17 protein-coding genes and 1 pseudogene are annotated in these 21,388 nt (G+C 65.5%); 8 read left to right on the top strand and 10 right to left on the bottom strand.

Going from position 1 to position 21,388, the window contains the following annotated elements; all coding sequences use genetic code 11:
* The first annotated feature begins 60 nt into the window (after window positions 1–60).
* The 3 genes and pseudogenes from ACJ512_RS20115 to ACJ512_RS20105 form a co-directional block, all read left to right on the top strand.
* The gene (locus ACJ512_RS20115) at window positions 61–927 is read left to right on the top strand and encodes a carboxymuconolactone decarboxylase family protein (protein ID WP_461479824.1); all 867 of its coding nucleotides are present in this window, start codon (window positions 61–63) and stop codon (window positions 925–927) included.
* 410 nt (window positions 928–1,337) lie between these two features.
* Window positions 1,338–1,769 (top strand): DUF732 domain-containing protein, encoded by a 432-nt coding sequence (locus ACJ512_RS20110; protein WP_407689190.1) that lies wholly within the window; start codon window positions 1,338–1,340, stop codon window positions 1,767–1,769.
* A gap of 44 nt (window positions 1,770–1,813) precedes the next feature.
* Window positions 1,814–2,200 (top strand): annotated as a pseudogene (locus ACJ512_RS20105) (VOC family protein); the annotation flags it as partial.
* 17 nt (window positions 2,201–2,217) lie between these two features.
* Here ACJ512_RS20105 and ACJ512_RS20100 read toward each other — a convergent pair.
* Both ACJ512_RS20100 and ACJ512_RS20095 read right to left on the bottom strand, forming a co-directional pair.
* Window positions 2,218–3,726 (bottom strand): wax ester/triacylglycerol synthase domain-containing protein, encoded by a 1,509-nt coding sequence (locus ACJ512_RS20100; RefSeq protein WP_407689191.1) that lies wholly within the window; start codon window positions 3,724–3,726, stop codon window positions 2,218–2,220.
* 75 nt (window positions 3,727–3,801) lie between these two features.
* Entirely contained in the window at window positions 3,802–4,473 is a 672-nt protein-coding gene (locus ACJ512_RS20095; RefSeq protein WP_461479823.1) for a DUF5994 family protein, read from the bottom strand.
* Between the two features lie 778 nt (window positions 4,474–5,251).
* Here ACJ512_RS20095 and ACJ512_RS20090 point away from each other — a divergent pair.
* Both ACJ512_RS20090 and ACJ512_RS20085 read left to right on the top strand, forming a co-directional pair.
* A complete protein-coding gene (locus ACJ512_RS20090) occupies window positions 5,252–6,055 on the top strand; it encodes a transglutaminase-like domain-containing protein (protein ID WP_407689194.1) in 804 nt (267 codons plus the stop codon).
* Between the two features lie 169 nt (window positions 6,056–6,224).
* A complete protein-coding gene (locus ACJ512_RS20085; protein ID WP_407689195.1) occupies window positions 6,225–6,695 on the top strand; it encodes a DUF5994 family protein in 471 nt (156 codons plus the stop codon).
* A gap of 47 nt (window positions 6,696–6,742) precedes the next feature.
* On the opposite strand, the gene ACJ512_RS20080 is transcribed toward ACJ512_RS20085, so the two are convergent.
* The 3 genes from ACJ512_RS20080 to ACJ512_RS20070 all read right to left on the bottom strand — a co-directional run bounded on the left by ACJ512_RS20080 (window position 6,743) and on the right by ACJ512_RS20070 (window position 9,710).
* Window positions 6,743–7,768 carry a glycosyltransferase gene (locus ACJ512_RS20080; protein WP_407689196.1) on the bottom strand — a complete coding sequence of 342 codons (1,026 nt, stop codon included), beginning with the start codon at window positions 7,766–7,768 and terminating at the stop codon, window positions 6,743–6,745.
* Window positions 7,765–8,913: a glycosyltransferase gene (locus ACJ512_RS20075; protein ID WP_407689197.1), complete on the bottom strand. Its 1,149-nt coding sequence runs from the start codon at window positions 8,911–8,913 to the stop codon at window positions 7,765–7,767. The genes ACJ512_RS20080 and ACJ512_RS20075 overlap by 4 nt, the downstream gene beginning before the upstream one ends.
* A 506-nt stretch (window positions 8,914–9,419) precedes the next feature.
* Window positions 9,420–9,710, bottom strand: a complete 291-nt coding sequence (locus ACJ512_RS20070; RefSeq protein ID WP_407689198.1) for a hypothetical protein — start codon at window positions 9,708–9,710, stop codon at window positions 9,420–9,422.
* 536 nt (window positions 9,711–10,246) lie between these two features.
* Here ACJ512_RS20070 and ACJ512_RS20065 point away from each other — a divergent pair.
* Window positions 10,247–10,639 (top strand): hypothetical protein, encoded by a 393-nt coding sequence (locus tag ACJ512_RS20065; RefSeq protein ID WP_407689199.1) that lies wholly within the window; start codon window positions 10,247–10,249, stop codon window positions 10,637–10,639.
* Window positions 10,640–10,889: 250 nt separating this feature from the next.
* Here ACJ512_RS20065 and ACJ512_RS20060 read toward each other — a convergent pair whose 3' ends face one another.
* From ACJ512_RS20060 to ACJ512_RS20050, 3 genes are all read right to left on the bottom strand, one after another.
* Window positions 10,890–12,611 (bottom strand): transposase, encoded by a 1,722-nt coding sequence (locus tag ACJ512_RS20060; protein WP_407689781.1) that lies wholly within the window; start codon window positions 12,609–12,611, stop codon window positions 10,890–10,892.
* Between the two features lie 247 nt (window positions 12,612–12,858).
* Window positions 12,859–14,580, bottom strand: a complete 1,722-nt coding sequence (locus ACJ512_RS20055; RefSeq protein ID WP_461479822.1) for a transposase — start codon at window positions 14,578–14,580, stop codon at window positions 12,859–12,861.
* Between the two features lie 63 nt (window positions 14,581–14,643).
* Complete coding sequence (locus ACJ512_RS20050) at window positions 14,644–15,954, bottom strand: fatty acid desaturase family protein (protein ID WP_461479821.1); 1,311 nt, start codon at window positions 15,952–15,954, stop codon at window positions 14,644–14,646.
* Window positions 15,955–16,925: 971 nt separating this feature from the next.
* Between ACJ512_RS20050 and ACJ512_RS20045 the strand changes: the two genes are divergently transcribed.
* Both ACJ512_RS20045 and ACJ512_RS20040 read left to right on the top strand, forming a co-directional pair.
* Window positions 16,926–18,506 carry a fatty acyl-AMP ligase gene (locus ACJ512_RS20045; protein WP_461480143.1) on the top strand — a complete coding sequence of 527 codons (1,581 nt, stop codon included), beginning with the start codon at window positions 16,926–16,928 and terminating at the stop codon, window positions 18,504–18,506.
* Window positions 18,507–18,570: 64 nt separating this feature from the next.
* The gene (locus tag ACJ512_RS20040) at window positions 18,571–19,368 is read left to right on the top strand and encodes an ANTAR domain-containing protein (RefSeq protein WP_407689595.1); all 798 of its coding nucleotides are present in this window, start codon (window positions 18,571–18,573) and stop codon (window positions 19,366–19,368) included.
* Between the two features lie 5 nt (window positions 19,369–19,373).
* On the opposite strand, the gene ACJ512_RS20035 is transcribed toward ACJ512_RS20040, so the two are convergent.
* Window positions 19,374–20,132, bottom strand: coding sequence for a GAF and ANTAR domain-containing protein (locus ACJ512_RS20035; protein ID WP_407689594.1), 759 nt, complete (start codon window positions 20,130–20,132; stop codon window positions 19,374–19,376).
* A 43-nt stretch (window positions 20,133–20,175) separates the two neighbouring features.
* Entirely contained in the window at window positions 20,176–20,883 is a 708-nt protein-coding gene (locus ACJ512_RS20030) for a GAF and ANTAR domain-containing protein (protein ID WP_407689598.1), read from the bottom strand.
* Window positions 20,884–21,388 lie beyond the last annotated feature (505 nt).

Here is a 21,388-nt window from a genome sequence, read left to right as displayed (position 1 = left end):
GCACGGATTGAAAGGGGGAAGGGGAAACGGGCTCAACGAGCACCGCGCCCCCGACTACCAATGACGGCCCCGGTTTCGCTCGGACACGATCAGCTGACGCGGTTGGTGGCCCTGGCGCCGCCGTCCCCGGATGACGCGCGCCTCGCGGCGCTGGTCCGTGGGGTGTGCGCGCGCACGATGTCGTTGCCGCCGCTGCCCGCGGAAGTCGAGGTGAGCGGACCCTCCTCGGAGACCGAAACCGTCGTCGCCGAATTCGCCGAGCAATTCAGCGCCGACGTCTCGGCGATCACCGCCGAGCAACGATCCCGGCTGTTGAAACAGTTGGGGCAGCGCGCTTTCGGCGTCGTCGTGGCGATGTACATCGCCGACTTCGCCCCGCGGGTGCGCGCCGGGTTGGAGGCCCTCGGCGTGGGCTCGGAGTACCTGGGCTGGGTGAACGGCCCGGTGGCCTGGGACCACACCTCCGAGTCCGCCGATGTGGTGTTCAACGGCTTTCTGCCCGCGGTGGCCCGGATGCGCGCGCTCGATCCCGTCACCTCCGAGGTGGTCCGGCTGCGCGGCGCGGCCCAGCACAACTGCCGGCTGTGCAAGTCGCTGCGCGAGAGCACCGCGCTCGAGGCTGGGGGCTCGGAGCCGCTGTATGAGGACATCGAGCGCTTCGCGACGTCGACGCTGCTGGACGCACGTGCAAAAGCAGCGCTGCGGTATGCGGATGGGTTAATTTGGACGCCTGCGCACCTCGTCGCCGACGACGTCGCCGAGGTGCGCTCACGGTTCTCGGAGGCCGAGGCCGTGGAGCTCACCTTCGACATCATGCGCAACGCCAGCAACAAGGTCGCCGTGTCGCTGGGCGCCGACGCCGCCCGGGTCGAGCAGGGCACCGAGCAATATCTGCTCGACGCGAACGGTCAGACCGTCTTCAGCTGAGTTTGGGGGTGCGCCGCCGTGTCGGGCAACGACCCACCGCCGGCCCGGCTGTATAGTTTCGACGCGCGGTGTCGGGGTTAGTTGCTTGCCGCGCTTGCGAGTTGACGTCGCCGCGGTCTGTGGAAGCGCCCTCGGACGCGCACCGGTTCAACAAATGGCAACCATCCGTTCACGTGCCCGCAATCGGGTGTTATCTCCGTTGCCCGCCGGTGTTTGGCTGCGGCCAGCTAAACTCTTTGCTTGGCACCGATGCCGTTGGTGGCGGTGACAATACATGACAGCGCCACCTGTTTGCGACGATCATCGGCCGCCGCGCGACTGCTGGTCGGGGGTCGAACGACTTTGGGCACTGTTTCACGCGGCACACGCGTTGAAGGCGGTTGCTTTCCCACGTAGAGAGAGGTTCAGACATGACATCCACTCGTTCACGCTCGCGCATGCGTGCGTTGTCGGTGGGGGCTGCCGGCGCCGGATTGATGGCTCTGATGGTGGGCCAGGGCGTCGCTTCGGCACCGCATGCGTCGGCGGGGTGCACGTTGAGCGCCCAGGACGAGCAGTACATCAACCTGCTGGCCCAGGACAAGCTGATCCACGGCACCGACTTCAACGACTGCCACATGGTCGCCGAAGGCAAGTGGTTCGCCCAGCAGGTGCGCACGGCATCCGATCCGTTGGCCACCGCGAAGTCCCTGGTCAAGATGGTGGATGACGGGACGCCGGCGAAGGAGGACCAGGCCGAGTTCGAGGTCGAGGCGGCAATCTACACCTACGCGCCCGACATGGTTCCCAAGATCAAGGACGAGTTCGCCCACCAGCCCCCGCTACCGGAGGCCGCTTCGTAACCCGCTGAGGGGTTTCGTCGCCGCCGGTCGCACAGGAAGGCGCGATGCGCGGGCGGGGCGTCCACCACGTCGAGTTCAACGTGCTCGACTACGAGGCGTCGATTGCGTTCTACGACGCGATGTTCGGCTGGCTGGGGTACATGAGTTTCTGGACCCTGGACATCGAGTATCGGTCCACTTAATATATGGCCCGATTTCCCTTGCCGCACAGCTACATCGGCATCCAGCCAGCGCGAATCGGTGCGAAACTGCGGCATGGCGAGCAGGCCGTCGGCATCAACCACGTCGCGCTGTGAGCCCGCAGCCGCGCCGAGGTCGACCGCTTCTACCGGGAGTTCCTGATCGCGCGCAACATTGCGGTCACCGACGCGCCCAACGAATATCCCCACTACACGCCGGGGTACTACGCGGTGTTCTTCGACGACTCGCTCACGTTGCTCATCGGCCGTCAGTAGGGCTGACCGCGTGAACGATTCGCGGGGTGTGACGTCATCTCTGTGACGACCGAACGGCCCTGCCCGCGAGGCGATTCCTGCGCGGCCACCGCCAGAATTTCGACAGACTGCATGATCCCGGTCGCGATATCGTCGACCGCGGGCACGTTGTCGGGGCACGCACACACGCTCACATCCAGCTCCCCGCCACGGGAGGTCAGCGCGATGCTCAGCCCACTGCCTTCGGCTAGCGGCGCCACGGTATGCATGCCGACAACCTTGGCGGCGGCACAGTATGCCGGCCCGGGCTCGCCGGCGCTGTAGGAGACACTGCCGTGACAGATTGGCTCGAGCTGGCGCCGCAGGCCTGATCGGGTGTAGAGCTGCATACCCAGGCGGGCCAAGGTCGGCGGCGCAATCGAAGCTACTGTAGCTAAATCGACTGTGGGAGAGAAATTGTCGATTGTACGGCTGCGAATTGCGTTCAGTCTTTCGGTGGCAGTATGGAGGTTGGCGAGGATCTGCACCGGGTCGTCGAGGTGTACCGGGATACGAAGTCGTCCGACCGTCAAAGCCCTGCCGACTATGGGAGGGCCGATGGCTGGTAGTTCGAAGGGCATCCGCATCAGCAGCGGGTCGTCGGGCACCTTGTCGTGCCGTTGCAGCCATGCGCGCAACGACAGTGTGCAGGCAGCCAGAACAACGTTGGTGATGCTGCCCCCGAACGCGTTGCTGACCGTTTTCACGTCTGTCATCGAAATCGAGGCGAAGGCCACCGCACGTCGCTCGGTCAGCGGCGCGTTGAACACCGTGTGGGGCACCGGCCCGCTCATCGACGATGTCACCGGGGTCTCCGGGTCGCCGACGCGTCTACGGAGCAGCCGGCCACTTACGGCCTGCAGCACGCGAGATACCGTCTCGGCGATCAACCACATTCCAACGACCTGGTTTTCGACGATCTCGGTCATCGCGTCGGTAATGAGATCGCCGGTGGAGGGTATCGAGCCCAGGCTCGGCTCGATCGGCAGGTTGTTGGCCGGGGAAGCGTGCGGTTCGGCAGTGAGCAGCCGCGGCCACAAGGATGCTGTTCCTGTGGCCCCGTCGCCGAGTGCCGGCGACATCTTTACCGCCAACGCCCACCGGCCGCCCGCCAGTCCGTCGATACTCCACGCTTCCCACAGCCGGCTGGGGCAATCCTGAATCCGGGCGCTCAAAGTCGCTATGAGATCGGCGAATTCGCTTCTGCCGCCGGGAGCGCGGACCGTTGCGCTATGAATTTGCGAAGAAGGGTCATAGTTGTCAATCTCACCCCACACCGGCTGCCCCACGCCCAATGGCTTCGCCACCAGTCGGCTGCGAAAGCGCGCCAGCTGCGGCAGCGATGCGGCCACCAGTCGATGTAGCCTCTGATGGCTGAGTTGATCGGCTGCATCGATGATGACAAACGTCAATGCGTGCGCAGGCGTCTTCGAGCTCTGCGTGTGCAATGACAGCGCATCGGTCCCCGACAGTCGCGTCACCATCTTCGCGCCACCCCCCTGAAATGAACCTTCTGAGCCTGAACCTCGAATCAACCGCCCGACGCTGATGCTGCTTCTTCAATCGATTGGTTTGGGTCTCGAGTTCGACCCCGGCATGCGCGACGACGCCGGACGCCGAGGTGACACGCGTGGCGGCAATTCCCGGTCCGGGGCCGCCGAATCGTCGATATCCACGAGGCGCCGAAGTCGGGGATCGTCAATACCAAAGTCACTGAATGTCTTGAATACTGGCGCGTCCGACGTCATATTCGCAGTGTCGCGAGTCACGGGCCGGTCGGCGCGCTGCCATAGGAGTCGATTCCGAGGCTTCGGCACGCCGGCCCGCATCTGGAAATCCCAGCGCTCGCGCGCGGCGTCCCTGTCGGTGCGGCTTTCCCTGTCTTTCGCGCTGATCATCAGCAGCGTATCGACACGTGACACATTGCCCGGCGCCGCGGCCATCGTCACAATCGCGTGCGCGTGGTCGGGATCGAGGTGGAATGGGACGACCAGCAAGACAACCGTATTGCCTTTATTATCAGAGACTTCGACCGTGTTGGGCGGATGGCCGCGGCGTCCGTCAAGTTGGACCGCGCGACCGTCGGTGACGAGTTCAGCATGCGCTACTCCCCACTCGCTGAGTTTGTACACCACACGACTGATCGCGCTCTGGCGCACCGACAGAGCTGCGATCAGACCCGATAGCTCCGTCATCAGGTCATCGCTGCGTGGCCACCATGCGCCATCCACATACCCGCCGCCTTGCCCGGTGGGTTTCAGCTGAAACCGGGCTGTATGGCGGACCCGTGCGGCGTGTGGTCTCGAGCTGTTGCGGGCTTGTTCTCGCGTCATCGCGACGCTCCCGTCTTGACCGCGGTACCGGCCAATTATTCGAATCGGCGACGACATGACCCGAAACGATCACGAACGGAATACCGCCGACGTGGTTCACCCTATCCTAATCTGGACTGAAACATACGGCGCCAGCACGCAACGCGCTGTCGGCCCGGTCCCTGCCGAACGTCGGGGCCATGTGTCGCGCCCCTGAGAGCCGGGCTGCTGACGGAATAATTCCTACTCGTGACCGTCAGGGGTGAGCGTCAAAACCGATGGCCCGCGCCGAATCATCGACCCTACAGATGGAGCCGTGCTGCGTTTGTTCACACAACCAAGATTCGACGGCGGCCAGCCTGGTGCTGACTGCTTAACACCACAGTTGCGCACCAACAGCCGTCTGCAGCAGATCATGAAAGCAACCTTCTCGGACCCGACGCTGTCTTCGAGCATATGCCATATGTGAAGCAGATAGAAGATCTGAACATGCGACCGGTGAACGCTCCTAGCGGGCAAGGGTGATCGGCGACAGCGCAGGCGGTGGTGATCCACCCCGGCATGGGAGACGGCTGCCGTGATCTCTGCGGCGCGAGGGTCCCTCGGGGGCCGCCAGACGCATGTGCGGGGACCCCGCCGTTCCCGACCGGCGCGGCGCACGCTGGCGAATCGGCAACGATTGGCGCATCATCACGCTATGAGACGCGAAGTGGGCGCCGAGATCGAAGTCGAAATCACCGAGCCCACGACGCTGGAGTTCCAGATTGCGATTGCCCCGCATCCGCGCACCGAGGTCTTCGAGTCGCTGAGCTTCGTCCTGAACGGTCGGCCCGTCCAGCCTCTGGAAGTCAGCGGCGCACATGGCAACCGCATCCACAAGTTTGACGCAGCGGTGGGCGCATTGAGAGTCGACTACGCGGCGACGATCGTGGGTCAGACCGATCCGGCTCCGGTGACCGATTACGACCTTTCGATGTACCTGCGCCCCAGCCGCTACGCCGAAGCCGACAAATTCTATGGCTTCGCCGCAACCGAGTTCGGCACCTACGGCGATTCGGCGACGCTGTTGGAACATGTGAGCTCGTGGGTCGGCACCAGGTTGAACTATGTTCCCGGCTCAAGCGATCCGATCGACGGGGCGGTCGATACGTTGCTCGCCGGCGAAGGTGTGTGCCGCGACTTCGCGCATCTGGTGGTGGCGCTGCTGCGTGCGGTCAAGATCCCGGCCCGCCTCGTGTCGGTGTATGCGCCTGGCGTGTATCCGATGGACTTTCACGCGGTGGCCGAGGCATACGTCAAGGGGCAATGGCGGGTGGTCGATGCGACGCTGCTGGCGCCCCGGCAAACCCTGGTCCGCATAGCCACCGGCCGTGACGCCTCCGACACCGCGTTCCTCGATAATCACAAAGGCCAGATCGAGCTCGAGCGACTGGTTGTCACCGCGGTCGTCGACGGGGACTTGCCTTCGGACTCGATCGACCAACTGGTTTCCATCCGCTGAAAACACGCGCCCCGGTCAGTTCCTCACGACAACCGGCCGGCCTCGTGTTCTACCGGACCGGCCGAGTAGTGTGGAGTCATTGGCGATCCCTCGTACCTGACTAATGAAAGCCATGTCGTCGCCGATTCGAATGAACTGGCCGTTGCGCGGTCAAGACGGGAGCGTCGCGATGACGCTGAAAGCCGACCACATGGATGCCCGGCACCGGCACTCCCCACCGGTGCATACACCGCGCTTGAGGCTAAAGCCCAAGGCGCCCAAGAGCGGGTATGTCGACGGGGCTTGGTGGCCGCACAGTACGAACCTGACCGCGGAGCTGCCGGACCTGCTGTCGGTGCTGTCGGTTCGACTCGGACCGATTGCCCGCGTGCTCTACAACATGAATGAATGGGCCACGCCGCCTGCAAAGGTCGCGACCGGCGGGCGAACGGTTCGACTCGACGGGTATCGCCTCCAGCCGGCCAGCACCGTCGAAGTCTTGGGGCTCGATCGCACCAAAATCGTCTTGTTGGTTGTCTCGCCGAGCGCCGAGCCGGGCCAGGCACACGCGATCATGATGACCGCGGCCGGCTCAGAAAACGCCTCGCCCGTCGCGGGCCTGCTGATGATCAGCCCTGAAGAAAGGGAAACCCGCGCATAGGCCCAAGCAGTCGGGCATTGCGCGAAATCATTGGCAATAAACTCGCCTCAAGCATTGTGGCACAGTCCTAAACGCCGGGCATGCTGCAAAGTCGCGATCACTGCCAGCGTGGACTCGGCGCCCTGGTTGTTGTCCACGCCGGCCGCCTGCAAGGCGTTGTATCCGCCACCTGTCTCGGGGTCCCACATCGGCTCGCCCGCGTCGTTGTCGCCCATGAACCAGGCCGCTGCGGCCCTGACGCCCGCGGGCCAGATCGGGTCGGTGTCGGCGGCGGCCGCGCGCGCGCATGCGTCGGCGAGCGTGGACACCTCGATGGGCAGCTGATCGAATCCGGGTCTTGTGTCCTCCGCACCCCGACCCCCGACGGGAGTGGGCGACAGATGACCGTCAGACGTTTCGTATTCGACCAGCCACGCCAACAGGTCGAGGCCCCGCTGACGCAGCGTCGTGTCGGCGAGCGCGGCGCCGGCAGCGATCATCGCCTCGGGCACAACGGCATTGGCGTAGGTCAGTCGAGGCTCGGGCCACGGCCACGCCGGGTCTGTGTTCGGTGCTGGCACCGACACGGCATAGTCTGTGAGCAGTGCGCGAGCCGCGTGGTGTGTTGGGTCGAAGGTGAGAAGTTCTGCAGCGCCGAGTGCCGCAAATGCCATCGCGCGCGGTACTACCGACCGTCCGTGGGCGGCGCGCTCGAACTGCATGATGGCCGAGTGGCGGGCCCAGGCGACATTGCTGTGGGCGGCCGCGGTCCCCAAGCCCCAGATGCACCGTCCCCAGGCGTCCTCCAGGCCGGGCTCGTCGACCCAGCGTCCGGTGCCGTCCATCCGATTGCGGCATGCGCCGGTGAGGGCCTGCGCGTCGTTCAAGAACCGCAGCGCAACACCGGCCAGGCCGTTCAATATTCGGTCGGGGCCATGGTCTCGGCTGGCGACGACAAGCACCCGCGCCACGTCGTCGGTGCAGTAGCCGCGCTCGGGCAGCGGTTCGGCGAGTCGCGCGTGTTCCACGGTGCCGCGACGGTCCGTCAGCCGCAGCAGGTGATCGAAGATGGGGGCTGGTGTCGTAGTGGTCATACCGGTGCCGGTCGCTGCGCCAGGATCCGATGCGCCAGGACCAGATACGCACGCGCGACGAGTGGCCAAGCCATCTCCGGCGCCAACCTCCTGGCCTCGGCCGCCATGGCACCGGCGAGGCGCGGCTCTGTCAGCACCCGTCGCAGGGCGCACGCCAGCGCATCGGGGTCGTCGTGCGCGACGACAATGCCGGCCCCGGTGGCGAGCAGCTCGACGGCGTGCGGGAACGCGGTGGCCACGACCGGGCGACCGCTCGCGACGGCGTCGACCAGGGCGCTGGACGTCACCTGGTCGGTCGAGTCGTAGGGCAGGGCCACGACCGCCGCGGACTGGACGAGGGCGGTCAGCATCGAGATGTTGCGGTAACCCGTATCGAAGCACACCGAATCCGCGACACCGCTGCGCAGCGCTTGGTCTATCCGCGCATTGCGGTACGCCTCGCCATCGGTGGCCAGCACCTTCGGGTGAGTTCGACCCGCAACCAGGTACCGCGGGCGGCCGGGCAGCTCATTGAGCGACCCCATTGCCTCGATCACGCGCTCGATGCCCTTGCCCGGGCCCAGCAGGCCCCGGGTCAGCACGATCGGTCGACCGCTCCGCACGCAAGGGGCTTGTGTCGGGATAGTCGCGCCGTGGGGGATGGTGGTGACTTTGCGGCGGTCGATGTCGAAGTGTCCACGTAGCCGTTGACCGGCCGCCCCCGACATCACGATCACCTGGTCCACCCGCGCGGCGACGGCTTCGAAAACCGAACGCTGTTGTCGCCTACAGTCTTTGGGGATGGTATGAGCGATCAGGATCGATGGTATGCGCAGTCGTTCGATGATCCCCATGACTTCGCCGTCGTCGACGCCTCCGTAACTGCCGTGCTCATGCTGGATGACGGCGATGTCGCTCCGATTCAGCAGCTCGGCGCATGCTGAGACCGATGCCGGTGAGCCGTTGACCAGCTCTCCGATGACACGAGTACTCGAGGACGGCGGGCCGTCGGACACTCGCACGATGTTGACGTCGGCGCCATTGGCGCTCAAGCCCTGGGCCAGGGCGGCGCTGAAAGCCGCCAGCCCGGATGGTGTCGGTGGATAAGTGCCCAGGATGCCGAAACTTGGTGCGCCAGAAAATCCCTGTTCCTCAGGGGGATCCATCAAAGATGGAAATCGAAACGAGGCGGTCAAGGTGATCCCAACTTGAGGTGGTCACCTGCGTGCCCGGCGTGAGCGGTTGCTCGGTGCGATCAGTCGGGTACGGCTGACTCAGCCCGGGCTGCCTGGGTTTCCAACTCATTCGAGGGTACACCCGCGATTCGTCGATGCGATGCCCGCAGACCCACCAACTCCCGCAGGTGGGGTACAGTCGGGGCACCGGGACCATCCAGGACCCCATGCTGAAGGAGTCAGCGATGTCCGATAGGTCTCCCCGACAAACCATGAGCAAGAAGTCCGGAAAGTCGTTGAAGGAGAAACGGGCCGACAAACATGTCAAGGTAGCCCGCCGTGCCGCGGCCACCGAGGCGTCACTTCGTACTGAGAAGCGTTGAGGCGCAACACTGTTGCCTGAGTGAGTTGCGCAGCGTCAAAGCATTCGAACGCCGCGGACTGTTTGGGTCGTTCCTCGTAGTTGCGACAGTTGGTCCGCCCCTGTGGCGAGTCCCTTACTTCTTCTCATCGTCGGGCTTGCTCAGTGCCCGGTCCGCGCTGCGCACAATGCCGCGGTGGAACTTGTACTGCGCGTCGACGAGCTGGTCAGCCAATTCGATAGCGGCGTCAACGATCTTCTTGCGCAGTGGTTGTACGGACTCGGGAAGGGCTTGATCGACAGTGTCACGAAACTTGCGCAAAGCTTTGGTCGCGGCCTCCGTGCCGGCCTTGGCCGAATCACGTACCTCGTCGACCAGGTCGGCCGCTCGGGGCGCCACCGTCTTTTTCTCGGTGCCGTGGGTCATATCCGAATCTCCCCAATCGCTTTCGTCATTTTGTTGCTAGGTCAACCCGAGGTTAACCGACTTCGGTGGTCAGCCCATACGGCCGAAAGTCACAGATTAGGAGGCCGACGGTCCGCGTGCTCACGCCGCGCCACCCGGAGATCCCCGCCGCGATATCCCCGCCGCGCTGGGCTTTCAGCGCCGGCCTCGCAGGCGGTACGCCCGGATGGGGACTTAGGGCCCTTGCCGTGTTGTGAAACAATCGGGCACGATTGGATCTGCTGTCCGGCAAAGGACCAGCGGTGAAGCAGCGAATCGACAGAGACCACCCAGGGGTGTCCGCAGCGCCGATGTATGCGGAAAACTGCTGCAGCCGAAGGCAGTTGCGCACTCTGGCCCTGGGAATCCCGCCTGCTCGCAGCACAACGATCGCTCGTCGAGGGCATGATGACGCTGGACGGGCCGTACCGGCCAGAGTCATCGGTAAGACCTGACATCTCCTGGTCTTCTTGGGCCGTCGACCCGAAAACACATGCGTCGACTTTCAGGGAGTGGGAATGAACAAAGACCAAGCAGACCAATTCGAGCACGAGCTTATGCAGCCGCTCGCGCAGGCCCTTCGTACCAGGCTTGGTGCTTCAGGGGAGGTCCACGTCAACAACGAGCCGCATCTGATCAACGGTGAGACGGTGGTGTATACAACCTGGCTCGAAGTCGTGCTCACAGATGCACGCACCGATGTCATCTTCAGGCCCCTCAGCCGCGAAGACTTCTCGGCGGTCTGGCAATGGGGAAAGAACGGCCGATTCATCTTCCCGATTCCACAAGGTGACGGCGATCGTGGCGACAGCGCTCGAGATTCCATTGACGCTGCGGCCGAGCGCATCCTCCAAACCGCGAGTATGTGGCATGAGGAGCCGCCCGAGTCGTTTGGCTGGTCGATCACCTGACAGCAGCCGTTGCCGCGGCGGGCCGGGCCCCCGGACTGCGCCCCAGCGGCAGCGGCCGGACCTGTCCTAGGTGGCTGGTGTCGAACGGCCATTGTGGGGGCGCTGGTTGACCGGTCGGGCTATTGGGCGATGCTCGTGTGGTCGTGAGCGGTTCCTAGCTCAGGTGAATTCGGTTGTCGGGATTGGCGATTCCGTTGCTTGGCTGGTCTACAGGCGGTCCTGGTGGGCCGGTTGGCATCGCCGACCGGCCTCAGGTCGTGGCGGCGGCCCAGTTTGCGCCTTCCCGGTGTAATCCGAGCACACCCAGGCGTGCGAGGTTGATCGCGGCGGCCAGCAGGGAGAAATCGGCGGCGACCTTGGTGGTGCCGCGCACGCGCGCACGGCGGCCGCCGTGGCGGCGGCGCATCAGGTGGCCGATCTTGCGTTCCACTTTCGGCCGGGTGGCCTTGTAGTCGGCGACCCAGCCCGGATCTGCTTGGGTGGTGCGAGCACGGGTGAGTTCGGCCTCGTAGCGGCTGATCGCGATGGTGCGCCCGGCGGTTGAGCTGGTGCACTGCTCGGCCAGTGGGCAGCAGGCGCAAGCCGGGCCGAACACCGCGTTGCCGCCGCCGCCCTTGGCCGGGCGGATCGGCACGGTCACCGCGCCCGGGCAGGTGACCGTGCCGACGTCGAGGTCGATGACGAAGCGGTCCTTGGCGTAGCGGCCACCCGGCGCGGTCGGTGGCTGCACCTTGGTGAAGATTTCCGCGCCCGCGGTTTCCAACACGGCCAGCAGTTTGCCCGCACCGTAGGCGGCGTCGCCGTAAACCGCCGGGCATCGCTGGTCTTGGGCTCCGCACACGCTGGGGGCGCTCCCGTCGCCATCACCATCACCGACCGCGCTGGCCGCGGTCGTCGTGCCAGCACTTGCACCGAGGCTCGAGTCGTCCTGAGGATCAACGCAATCTCCGTCGGCGGTGTTGGTGTCGCTGGTCACCGGAGTGGGTAGGTCGCCGGCCAGCAGGTCGGTGGCGGGTTGGGCGTCGCCGGCGTTGCCGGCGGTGACTTCGGTGGCGGTGATGATCTCGGCGTCGGGGTCGATCGCGATGTGACCCTTGTATCCGTCGAAACCCCGCGCGGAGGTCTTGTGGCCGTGGCGTGCCTGCGGGTCCACCGTGGAGATCACCCGATCGGCGGCCACACGGCGCGCGATGCGGAATATCCCGTCGGCGGCGTCTTGGTCGAGGTCCTGGCCGACCACGGTGGCCAACAGTTTGGCCGCCTTGTCCACCTCGGGCTTCAGCGCCTGCTCATCCAGGCAGGCCAGCAGCGCAGACGCGTCGCGGGCCAGCGCGTCCACCAGCGCCTCGCGCGCCGCCACGTCGTCGTAGTCACACACCGGTTTGCCGGCGCTGACGTAGTCGTCGTCGCGGGACAGCCGCGCCCGCAGCGCGGGTTGCAGCTCCGCGCCGGCGACCGCCAGCAGTCCCCGGATCGCCGAGCGGATCAATGTGACCGTGTCCATGGTGGCCACCGCGTCATACAGCGGGGTCGAGTCCAGCACCCGCTTACGGCCCACCAGCCCGGCCGCCTTGGCCGCTTGCAGGGTGACCTCAAAGATCCGGTCCGGGCGATCCGAGCGGGCCAGCCTCGCGCGCATGTCCACCAACACGGTGTGCACAAACCCCGGATAATCGAAGTCCAGCCCGCCCGCGGCATACTTCCACCGCGCGTCGAACGCGAACCGATCCACCGCCTCCCGATCCGAAAGCCCCTCGATGCGCTGCAACACCATCACCACCGCCACAATCATCGGCGGCACGCTGCGCCGGCCGACATCGGTGAACAAGTCGGCGAACATTTCATCGCCGAACAAGTTGAAGCACTCCCGGTGCAGCACGCTGTAAATCGAGTCCGGCGCCACCCGGCCCTCGCAGAAATCCACCGTCGACCGCCACAAATCCGCCTGTTTCGGCGTCAAACCCAAACTCACCCAACCATTCTCGCCGACCGCACCCGATTACCCGGTCAACGCCACGCGAAAAACACCAGCCACCTAGGTGGCTGGTGTCGAACGGCCATTGTGGGGGCGCTGGTTGACCGGTCGGGCTATTGGGCGATGCTCGTGTGGTCGTGAGCGGTTCCTAGCTCAGGTGAATTCGGTTGTCGGGATTGGCGATTCCGTTGCTTGGCTGGTCTACAGGCGGTCCTGGTGGGCCGGTTGGCATCGCCGACCGGCCTCAGGTCGTGGCGGCGGCCCAGTTTGCGCCTTCCCGGTGTAATCCGAGCACACCCAGGCGTGCGAGGTTGATCGCGGCGGCCAGCAGGGAGAAATCGGCGGCGACCTTGGTGGTGCCGCGCACGCGCGCACGGCGGCCGCCGTGGCGGCGGCGCATCAGGTGGCCGATCTTGCGTTCCACTTTCGGCCGGGTGGCCTTGTAGTCGGCGACCCAGCCCGGATCTGCTTGGGTGGTGCGAGCACGGGTGAGTTCGGCCTCGTAGCGGCTGATCGCGATGGTGCGCCCGGCGGTTGAGCTGGTGCACTGCTCGGCCAGTGGGCAGCAGGCGCAAGCCGGGCCGAACACCGCGTTGCCGCCGCCGCCCTTGGCCGGGCGGATCGGCACGGTCACCGCGCCCGGGCAGGTGACCGTGCCGACGTCGAGGTCGATGACGAAGCGGTCCTTGGCGTAGCGGCCACCCGGCGCGGTCGGTGGCTGCACCTTGGTGAAGATTTCCGCGCCCGCGGTTTCCAACACGGCCAGCAGTTTGCCCGCACCGTAGGCGGCGTCGCCGTAAACCGCCGGGCATCGCTGGTCTTGGGCTCCGCACACGCTGGGGGCGCTCCCGTCGCCATCACCATCACCGACCGCGCCGGTCGCGGTCGTCGTGCCAGCACTTGCACCGAGGCTTGAGTCGTCCTGAGGATCAACGCAATCTCCGTCGGCGGTGTTGGTGTCGCTGGTCACCGGAGTGGGTAGGTCGCCGGCCAGCAGGTCGGTGGCGGGTTGGGCGTCGCCGGCGTTGCCGGCGGTGACTTCGGTGGCGGTGATGATCTCGGCGTCGGGGTCGATCGCGATGTGACCCTTGTATCCGTCGAAACCCCGCGCGGAGGTCTTGTGGCCGTGGCGTGCCTGCGGGTCCACCGTGGAGATCACCCGATCGGCGGCCACACGGCGCGCGATGCGGAATATCCCGTCGGCGGCGTCTTGGTCGAGGTCCTGGCCGACCACGGTGGCCAACAGTTTGGCCGCCTTGTCCACCTCGGGCTTCAGCGCCTGCTCATCCAGGCAGGCCAGCAGCGCAGACGCGTCGCGGGCCAGCGCGTCCACCAGCGCCTCGCGCGCCGCCACGTCGTCGTAGTCACACACCGGTTTGCCGGCGCTGACGTAGTCGTCGTCGCGGGACAGCCGCGCCCGCAGCGCGGGTTGCAGCTCCGCGCCGGCGACCGCCAGCAGTCCCCGGATCGCCGAGCGGATCAATGTGACCGTGTCCATGGTGGCCACCGCGTCATACAGCGGGGTCGAGTCCAGCACCCGCTTACGGCCCACCAGCCCGGCCGCCTTGGCCGCTTGCAGGGTGACCTCAAAGATCCGGTCCGGGCGATCCGAGCGGGCCAGCCTCGCGCGCATGTCCACCAACACGGTGTGCACAAACCCCGGATAATCGAAGTCCAGCCCGCCCGCGGCATACTTCCACCGCGCGTCGAACGCGAACCGATCCACCGCCTCCCGATCCGAAAGCCCCTCGATGCGCTGCAACACCATCACCACCGCCACAATCATCGGCGGCACGCTGCGCCGGCCGACATCGGTGAACAAGTCGGCGAACATTTCATCGCCGAACAAGTTGAAGCACTCCCGGTGCAGCACGCTGTAAATCGAGTCCGGCGCCACCCGGCCCTCGCAGAAATCCACCGTCGACCGCCACAAATCCGCCTGTTTCGGCGTCAAACCCAAACTCACCCAACCATTCTCGCCGACCGCACCCGATTACCCGGTCAACGCCACGCGAAAAACACCAGCCACCTAGTAGGACGGCTGCCGGCGCTGTTGCAAAGTCGAACCCCGCCGATGCCCCGCTGCGCCGGCGTGATCGCGCACTTCGCGACGCCTTTGGCGGATCGCTGTGATCGCTGTTTTGAGCCCGCGCCGGCGCCCCGTCGCCGGGTCGGTGCCGGCGAAGCCGGGCCCCAGTTCGGCGAACATCCGCTCGCTGCGGGTCTCCGGCGCGTCGTCGGCGCTGTCGCGCAGGTACTTGTCCGGCAACGACAGCTTGGTCAGCGTGCGCCAGGTCTTGCCGTACTGCACCAGGAACGGTCCCGTGGTGTAAGGCAGGTCGTACTTGTCGCAGAGCTCGCGCACCCGCACCGAGATCTCGGCATACCGGTTGCTGGGCAGGTCGGGGAAGAGATGGTGCTCGATCTGGTGGCACAGGTTGCCGCTCATGAACCGCAGCGCGGGCCCGGCGTCGAAGTTGGCGCTGCCCAGCATCTGGCGCAGGTACCACTGGCCCTGGGTTTCGCCGATCATGTCGGTGGTGGTGAACTTCTCGGCGCCGTCGGGGAAATGGCCGCAGAAGATGACCGCGTTGGCCCACACGTTGCGGATCACGTTGGCCAGCGCGTTGGCCTTCAGCGTCGAGGTGTACGTCGCCCCGGGCGACAGCGCGGTCAGCGCCGGGAAGGCGACATAGTCCTTGACCACCTGCCTTCCCGCCTTGCCTGAAAACTCGCGCACCTGCTGCAGGGTGTTTTCGCGTTCCGGGCCGCTTTCGAAGAGTTTGGCGAAATCTACTGTCTGCAAGCCGATTCCCCATTCGAACCCCACCGCGAGGATAGCGTTGAACAGCAGGTTGCCGACGTTGAAGCGCTCCCAGGGCTGGTCACGGGTGACACGCAGGACGAAGTAGCCCACGTCGTCATCCATGTCGAGGATATTGGTGTACTTGTGGTGCTGGAAGTTGTGGCTGGAGCGCCAGTGTTTTGACGCCGCACTCATATCCCATTCCCATGTCGAGGAGTGGATCTCGGGATCGTTCATCCAGTTCCACTGGCCGTGCATGACGTTGTGGCCGATCTCCATGTTCTCGACGATCTTGGCCACGCCCAGCGTCACCGTTCCCGCCCACCACGCCGAGCGTCGCGAACTACCGGCCAGCAAGAGCCGACCGGCGACCTCAAGGGCACGTTGCGCGGCGATGGTGCGGCGGATGTAGCGCGCGTCGCGCTCGCCACGGGAATCCTCGACGTCCAGCCGGATCGCGTCGAGTTCGACGGCCATATGTTCGATATCGGCATCGGTCAGGTGGGCGAAGGCCGGAATGTCCGTAATCGCCATCGTTTTTGCTGCCTTTCGTCGGGCTTGTATCTCGGTTCGCCGGCGTTCACCGGCAACGCAGAACTCGGAACCACCGCAGCGGCTGCGGCACGCCGCCGGCGCATGATGGCAGGCGAGGCTACTGTCCTGATCGTTGACGCGACAGAGGGCTGGGCTGCGAGCTTCGGCTACAGATGATCAGTGGTTCTGCGGTACCTTCGGGATGGTGGACTCAGGTCTGGTGGTTCTCCGCATTCCGGGCTGATGAGCGACATTGCACGATGTCTCGGACGCAAAAGCGGACAGCCATATTCGCTTTCCCACTGGCTGATGGACTCAGTAGCGACAACGCTACGCCTCTGGCGGATTCGGGGGCCGGCGGGTCTGAACCTTTGACGCCGACCAGGTGGGCAGTACGGGCGGGCCACCGCGTTCAGCAATTTTCCGGGTGTGCGGTTTGCGGTACCGTTGTTCACGGTTGACTCCGCAGCCTCCCGGCCGCGTCCGGTGGCGATCTTCAAGAGGTCCCCGCCGCAACGTGGCTGTACACCCGGTTAAGCCGACAGTTGAAGGGTTGTGCTCTCGGATTGCCCCTGACGGAGTCTCGTGCGTCAAACTCTGGTTGCTGCGCCCGCTGGCGACAGCGGCGCGCCTCGTTGGCTCATTACCTGCAGGCATGTACCGTCAACAGGCCTAACGTGCTTGATGCGCCGCTTCGGCCGGAGCGACGGACCATCTGGGGTCTGCTTAGAGGGGGCAGGCTTTGCCGCGGCGGCACCAGCGGTATCTGCGCGCCCGGGGGGTGTCGGTCCGGACTTCGCGGCTCAAATCCGACATATCCAACACTTCACTCGGGCAGGGGCGGCCCACCGTTGAACGCCTCGACTCGCCGCGGGGGTCGACGACGGCGCCGTGGCGCCGGAACCAAAGGAGTCGTGTTGAGCAAATTCATCGAAACGATATGTCGCACCGCCCAGACCAGTTCGAAGGGGATGGTCACCGGGGAGCCGACTTGCCCCGTCCGGCATACCTGGGGTGAGGTGCACGAGCGGGCCCGTCGGATCGCAGGTGGCCTGGCCAGAGCCGGCGTCGGCCGGGGCGATGCCGTCCCGGTACTGGCGGGTGCTCCGGCCGAGATCGCGCCGGTCGGGCAGGGGATCTGGATGCGCGGCGCCAGCCTCACAATGATCCACCAGCCCACCCCGCGCACCGATCTTGGACGCTGGGCCGACGAGACTGTTTCCGTCATCAAGATGATCGGCGCCAAAACGGTCGTCATCTCGGAGCCGTTCATGGCCGCGAGCCCACTGCTGTCCGAGCTGGGTATGCGAGTGCTGACAATCGAGGGGCTACTCGCCAGCGCCCCGACAGATCCGATCGCGACTGGCGACGACGACATTGCTCTGCTGCAGTTGACGTCGGGCTCCACCGGGTCGCCCAAGGCCGTACAGATCTCACACCGCAACGTCGTATCAAACGCCGAGGCGATGTCCATCGGCGCGAAAGTCGACATCGACACCGACGTGATCGTGAGCTGGCTGCCCCTGTTCCACGATATGGGTCTTACCGGGTTCCTAACCGTGCCAATGTATTTCGGAGCAGAGCTAGTCAAGGTCACGCCGATGGACTTTCTGCGCGACACGTTGCTGTGGGCCAAGCTGATCGACAAATACAAGGGCACGATGACCGCGGCGCCGAACTTTGCCTACACGGTGTTCGCCAGACGCCTTCGCAAACTGGCCCGGCCCGGCCAATTCGACCTGTCCAGCCTGCGGTGGGCGCTGTCGGGCGCCGAACAAGTCGAACCCGCCGACGTCGAAAGCCTCTGCGAAGCCGGGAAACCGTTCGGGCTACGTCCCGAGGCGATCCTGCCGGCTTACGGCATGGCCGAGACGACCGTGGCGGTGTCGTTCACCGAGTGCGGTGCGGGCCTGGTGGTCGATGAGGTCGACGCCCACCTGCTCGCCGTACTGCACCGAGCCGTCCCGGCGACCAAAGGGAAAACCCGGCGACTGGCCACGCTGGGCTGCCCGCTGAAGGGGCTGGAGGCCCGCGTCGTCGACGACGACGGCAATATCCTGCCCGCCCGGGGCGTCGGCGTCATCCACGTGCGCGGAGAATCCGTGACGCAGGGCTACGCGACGATGGGCGGTTTTGTTGCGGCACAAGATGACCGGGGTTGGTATGACACCGGCGACCTTGGCTACCTCACCGAGACCGGCCAGATCGTCGTCTGCGGCCGGGTCAAGGACGTGATCATCATGGCAGGCCGCAACATCTACCCGACCGACATCGAACGCGCCGCCGGACGCGTCTCCGGGGTCCGGCCCGGTTGCGCCGTGGCGGTGCGCCTGGAGGCCGGACATTCGCGGGAGACGTTCGCTGTCGCAGTGGAGTCCAGCGACTGGCAGGATCCCGCCGAGGTGCGCCGCATCGAGCATCAAGTGGCCCACGAGGTAGTTGTCGAGGTCGGCGTCCGGCCCCGCAACGTCATTGTGTTCGAGCCGGGGATGATTCCCAAGACTCCGTCGGGGAAGCTCCGGCGCAGCCATACGTTGGCGCTCATCGACTGACTGCTCGGGAGGCGGAAAAGAGTAGATTTGTCCCTATCCAAGGGCGTATCCGAGGAGGGGGATAGTGAGCGACTTCGACGCCCAGCCCGGTCGCAAAGCTCCGCCCGAACTCTCCCTTACGCAGCGGGCGGCGGATGAGGCCGAGCTGTATGCCGGGCTTCGCGGAGTGGCCGGGATTGTGGCCGGCGCCCAAGGGGTGATCGACCTTCTCCAAGACGTGGCGGAATTCGCCGCCCAGGCGATTCCCGGCGCCGGCGGTGTAGGTGTCGCGTTGATCGACCCGCGCCAAGGCATTTCCAGCGTCCAGACCTGGGCGGCGACAGCGGTACTCGTGCACGACATCGACACAGTTCAGTATTACGAACTGAACGAGGGGCCCTGCATCACTTGTATGCAGACGCGGCGCCCCACGGTGAGCGGATCGCTGGGCAGTGACAACCGTTGGCCGCACTTCGGCGGCCGGGTGGCCCGGATGCGCATGCATTCCGCGCTGGCGCTGCCGTTGATCGTCGGCGAACAGGTGATCGGCTCGATCAATGCGTATGCCAAAAGTCGCGATGCCTTCGCCGAGCATGCCGTTCGGTTGGGATCGCAATTCGCCAAGAATGCGGCGGTCTCGGTTTACAACGCGCAATTGTTGGCCAGCGCCCAGGAACGGATGCTGCGGCTGCAGCGCGCACTGGACAGCCGCGCGGTGATCGATCAGGCGATCGGCATCATCCGCAGCAGGTCGGGCAGCACCGCTGAGGAGGCCTTCGAGCGGCTCGCGCGGATCAGCCAAACCGAAAACATCAAGCTGCACGCCGTCGCCGAGCGACTCGTCGTGGAGGCCGTGCGCCGCGCCCGCGCGCGGCACCGCTGAAGCCGCTATCGGGGTGGTGCGGCGGCGAGTTCGGCCAACCCGGCCACGAGTATGGGGCGGGAATGCCGATCGGTCATCAATTTTTGGGCGACGTCGGTCAGGTGTTGGCCTTTGACCCGCGCGTAGGTGCGCAACAAATGGAACGCCTCTTCCACCGGCACATCCAGCGTTTCGCGTAGCAAGCCCTTGGCCTGCTCGATGATGACGCGGCCGGTCAGTGCCGAGCGTAGTTGCGGCATGACGGTGGAGGGAGTGGGCGGGTGTTCCCGGAGAATCGCGACGCATGCGATGTGTGTCAGGGTCTGGCCGACGAGCAGGTCGGCGTGGTTCAGTTCGCCCCGGTGAGTGCCGAACAAACCGAGTGCGCCCAACACGGTGCCCGCAGCGCGCATTGGGACGGCGTGCACGGAGGCGAAACCGGCCGCGACCGCGGCGGGGACGAACCGCGGCCACCGCTCTGCTGCCCCGTGAACGTCGGCGACCGAAACCGGCTGGCCGGTGGTGTAGCAGTCCACGCATGGACCGTCGTCGGCTTGTAGCTGGAAGAGTTCGAGTTCACGGGCCTGTTCTGAGGTGGCAGCGAGCAGGCGGAGCTGGTGCAGCGGGTCGGCGAGCAGGAATCCGGCGGCCTCGATGTCGAGCAGCTCGGCGCATCGCTGCGTGAGCTCGGTCAGCAGGTCGACGACGTCGAAGTCGTCGAGCAGGCTGTCGACGAGCGAGACGACGGCATCCAGCACGCGGGTTTCCCGCGGGATACGACTCACGTTGCCCTCCTTCCCGGCCTGTTCCTGTCGGTGCGAGCCCACATCAGTCGGCCTCGAGCTTGAGTCGGCGGTCCAGGATGTCGCGGGCGACGTCGGTGACGCCGCGGCCGGTGGCGTAGGCGTGAGCGCGCAGCCGGACGAGGGCCTCGGCCGGTTCCACCTCCAGCTGTGCGACGAGCATTCCGGTGGCCTGGCTGACCTCCGAGCGGCTCAGCGTATTGAGTTCGGCCCAGGCATTGCTGGTGGGGTCGGCGACGGCGGCCTGCAGATCGGCGTCCAAGAGATCCAGGAGCGGGATGGCTGCGAGCTCCGACGCGGCGACCGCGCCGACCAAGTGCGCGCCCGGCAGTGGGCCCGGCTGCGTGCGGAAGAGATTGAGTGCACCGACGAATTCGCCGGCCACGACGACCGGTATCGCGTAGACGCCTCTGACCTGGTGGGCCAGCATGGCGGGCCGGTACGCGGGCCACCGAGCCTCTGCGGGATCGGCGAGGTCGACGACCAGAATCGGAATCCGCCGGGTAACGGCGTCCAGACATGGCCCCTCGCCGAGGCTGAACTGCAGTTCGTCGTACACGCGGGCGGACGCACCGCTGGATCCCAGCGTCCCACTGCTCGCGCCATCGAAGACGAGCGAAATCGCTGCTGCGTCAACGTCGAGAAGGAGTACGCAGGCCTCGCACAGACAGTCGGCCGCCTCTGTCCCGCGCCGGCCGTCGACGGCGGCGAGAAGCTGCTCATGGATCGCCACATTTAACCCGAAGTTACGACTGCATAAGTAGCGATTTTTAGCGTTTGACCTGGGCTCTTGTTCGCTTGGCGGGCGAGTTGTTCTGGCTACAAGGCTCCTGAGGAGCAACGATCACACGAAACCATTGCGGTCCTTCAATCATCGAAACTGAAACCTGGGCGGTCCTTTTCGGCGTGTCGTGTACGTGGTTACAGTGTCGCGGCCGTCAACACGAAGTATCCTATGGCAAGGTACTTGCTTTGGCCGCGAATATATTTCGACTTTCGTGCTACGCGCCTCTGCTGCGACTCGGCTTTGTATGCACCCTAGCAAGTGAATTCGTAAGCCGGTGGCAGCGACATGCTACATTTTCTGTCTACAAAAATCGGCAGCACCCGTACATCAGCCCAGCTCACACTGCAGATCAACGTTGCGAGACAGCGTAACTTCGGTTTAACCGAACGCGGTTCGGGCAGACGCGGAAGCGCCGGGGCCTTTCGGCATTGGCATCCCTCCATCTTTCCTT

The organism is Mycobacterium cajalii, from assembly GCF_045809005.2.
Lineage (GTDB): Bacteria > Actinomycetota > Actinomycetes > Mycobacteriales > Mycobacteriaceae > Mycobacterium.
Note: the sequence above shows the minus strand (reverse complement) of the source record. Positions and strands in the feature narration are given on the sequence as shown.

Bases quoted from the DNA above. Each gene is read 5' to 3' on its own strand.
- ACJ512_RS20115 (WP_461479824.1), top strand. From the start codon at position 61: ATGACGGCCCCGGTTTCGCTCGGACACGATCAGCTGACGCGGTTGGTG.
- ACJ512_RS20110 (WP_407689190.1), top strand. From the start codon at position 1,338: ATGACATCCACTCGTTCACGCTCGCGCATGCGTGCGTTGTCGGTGGGG.
- ACJ512_RS20100 (WP_407689191.1), bottom strand. From the start codon at position 3,726: ATGGTGACGCGACTGTCGGGGACCGATGCGCTGTCATTGCACACGCAG.
- ACJ512_RS20090 (WP_407689194.1), top strand. From the start codon at position 5,252: ATGAGACGCGAAGTGGGCGCCGAGATCGAAGTCGAAATCACCGAGCCC.
- ACJ512_RS20085 (WP_407689195.1), top strand. From the start codon at position 6,225: ATGACGCTGAAAGCCGACCACATGGATGCCCGGCACCGGCACTCCCCA.
- ACJ512_RS20080 (WP_407689196.1), bottom strand. From the start codon at position 7,768: ATGACCACTACGACACCAGCCCCCATCTTCGATCACCTGCTGCGGCTG.
- ACJ512_RS20075 (WP_407689197.1), bottom strand. From the start codon at position 8,913: ATGGATCCCCCTGAGGAACAGGGATTTTCTGGCGCACCAAGTTTCGGC.
- ACJ512_RS20070 (WP_407689198.1), bottom strand. From the start codon at position 9,710: ATGACCCACGGCACCGAGAAAAAGACGGTGGCGCCCCGAGCGGCCGAC.
- ACJ512_RS20065 (WP_407689199.1), top strand. From the start codon at position 10,247: ATGAACAAAGACCAAGCAGACCAATTCGAGCACGAGCTTATGCAGCCG.
- ACJ512_RS20050 (WP_461479821.1), bottom strand. From the start codon at position 15,954: ATGGCGATTACGGACATTCCGGCCTTCGCCCACCTGACCGATGCCGAT.
- ACJ512_RS20045 (WP_461480143.1), top strand. From the start codon at position 16,926: ATGGTCACCGGGGAGCCGACTTGCCCCGTCCGGCATACCTGGGGTGAG.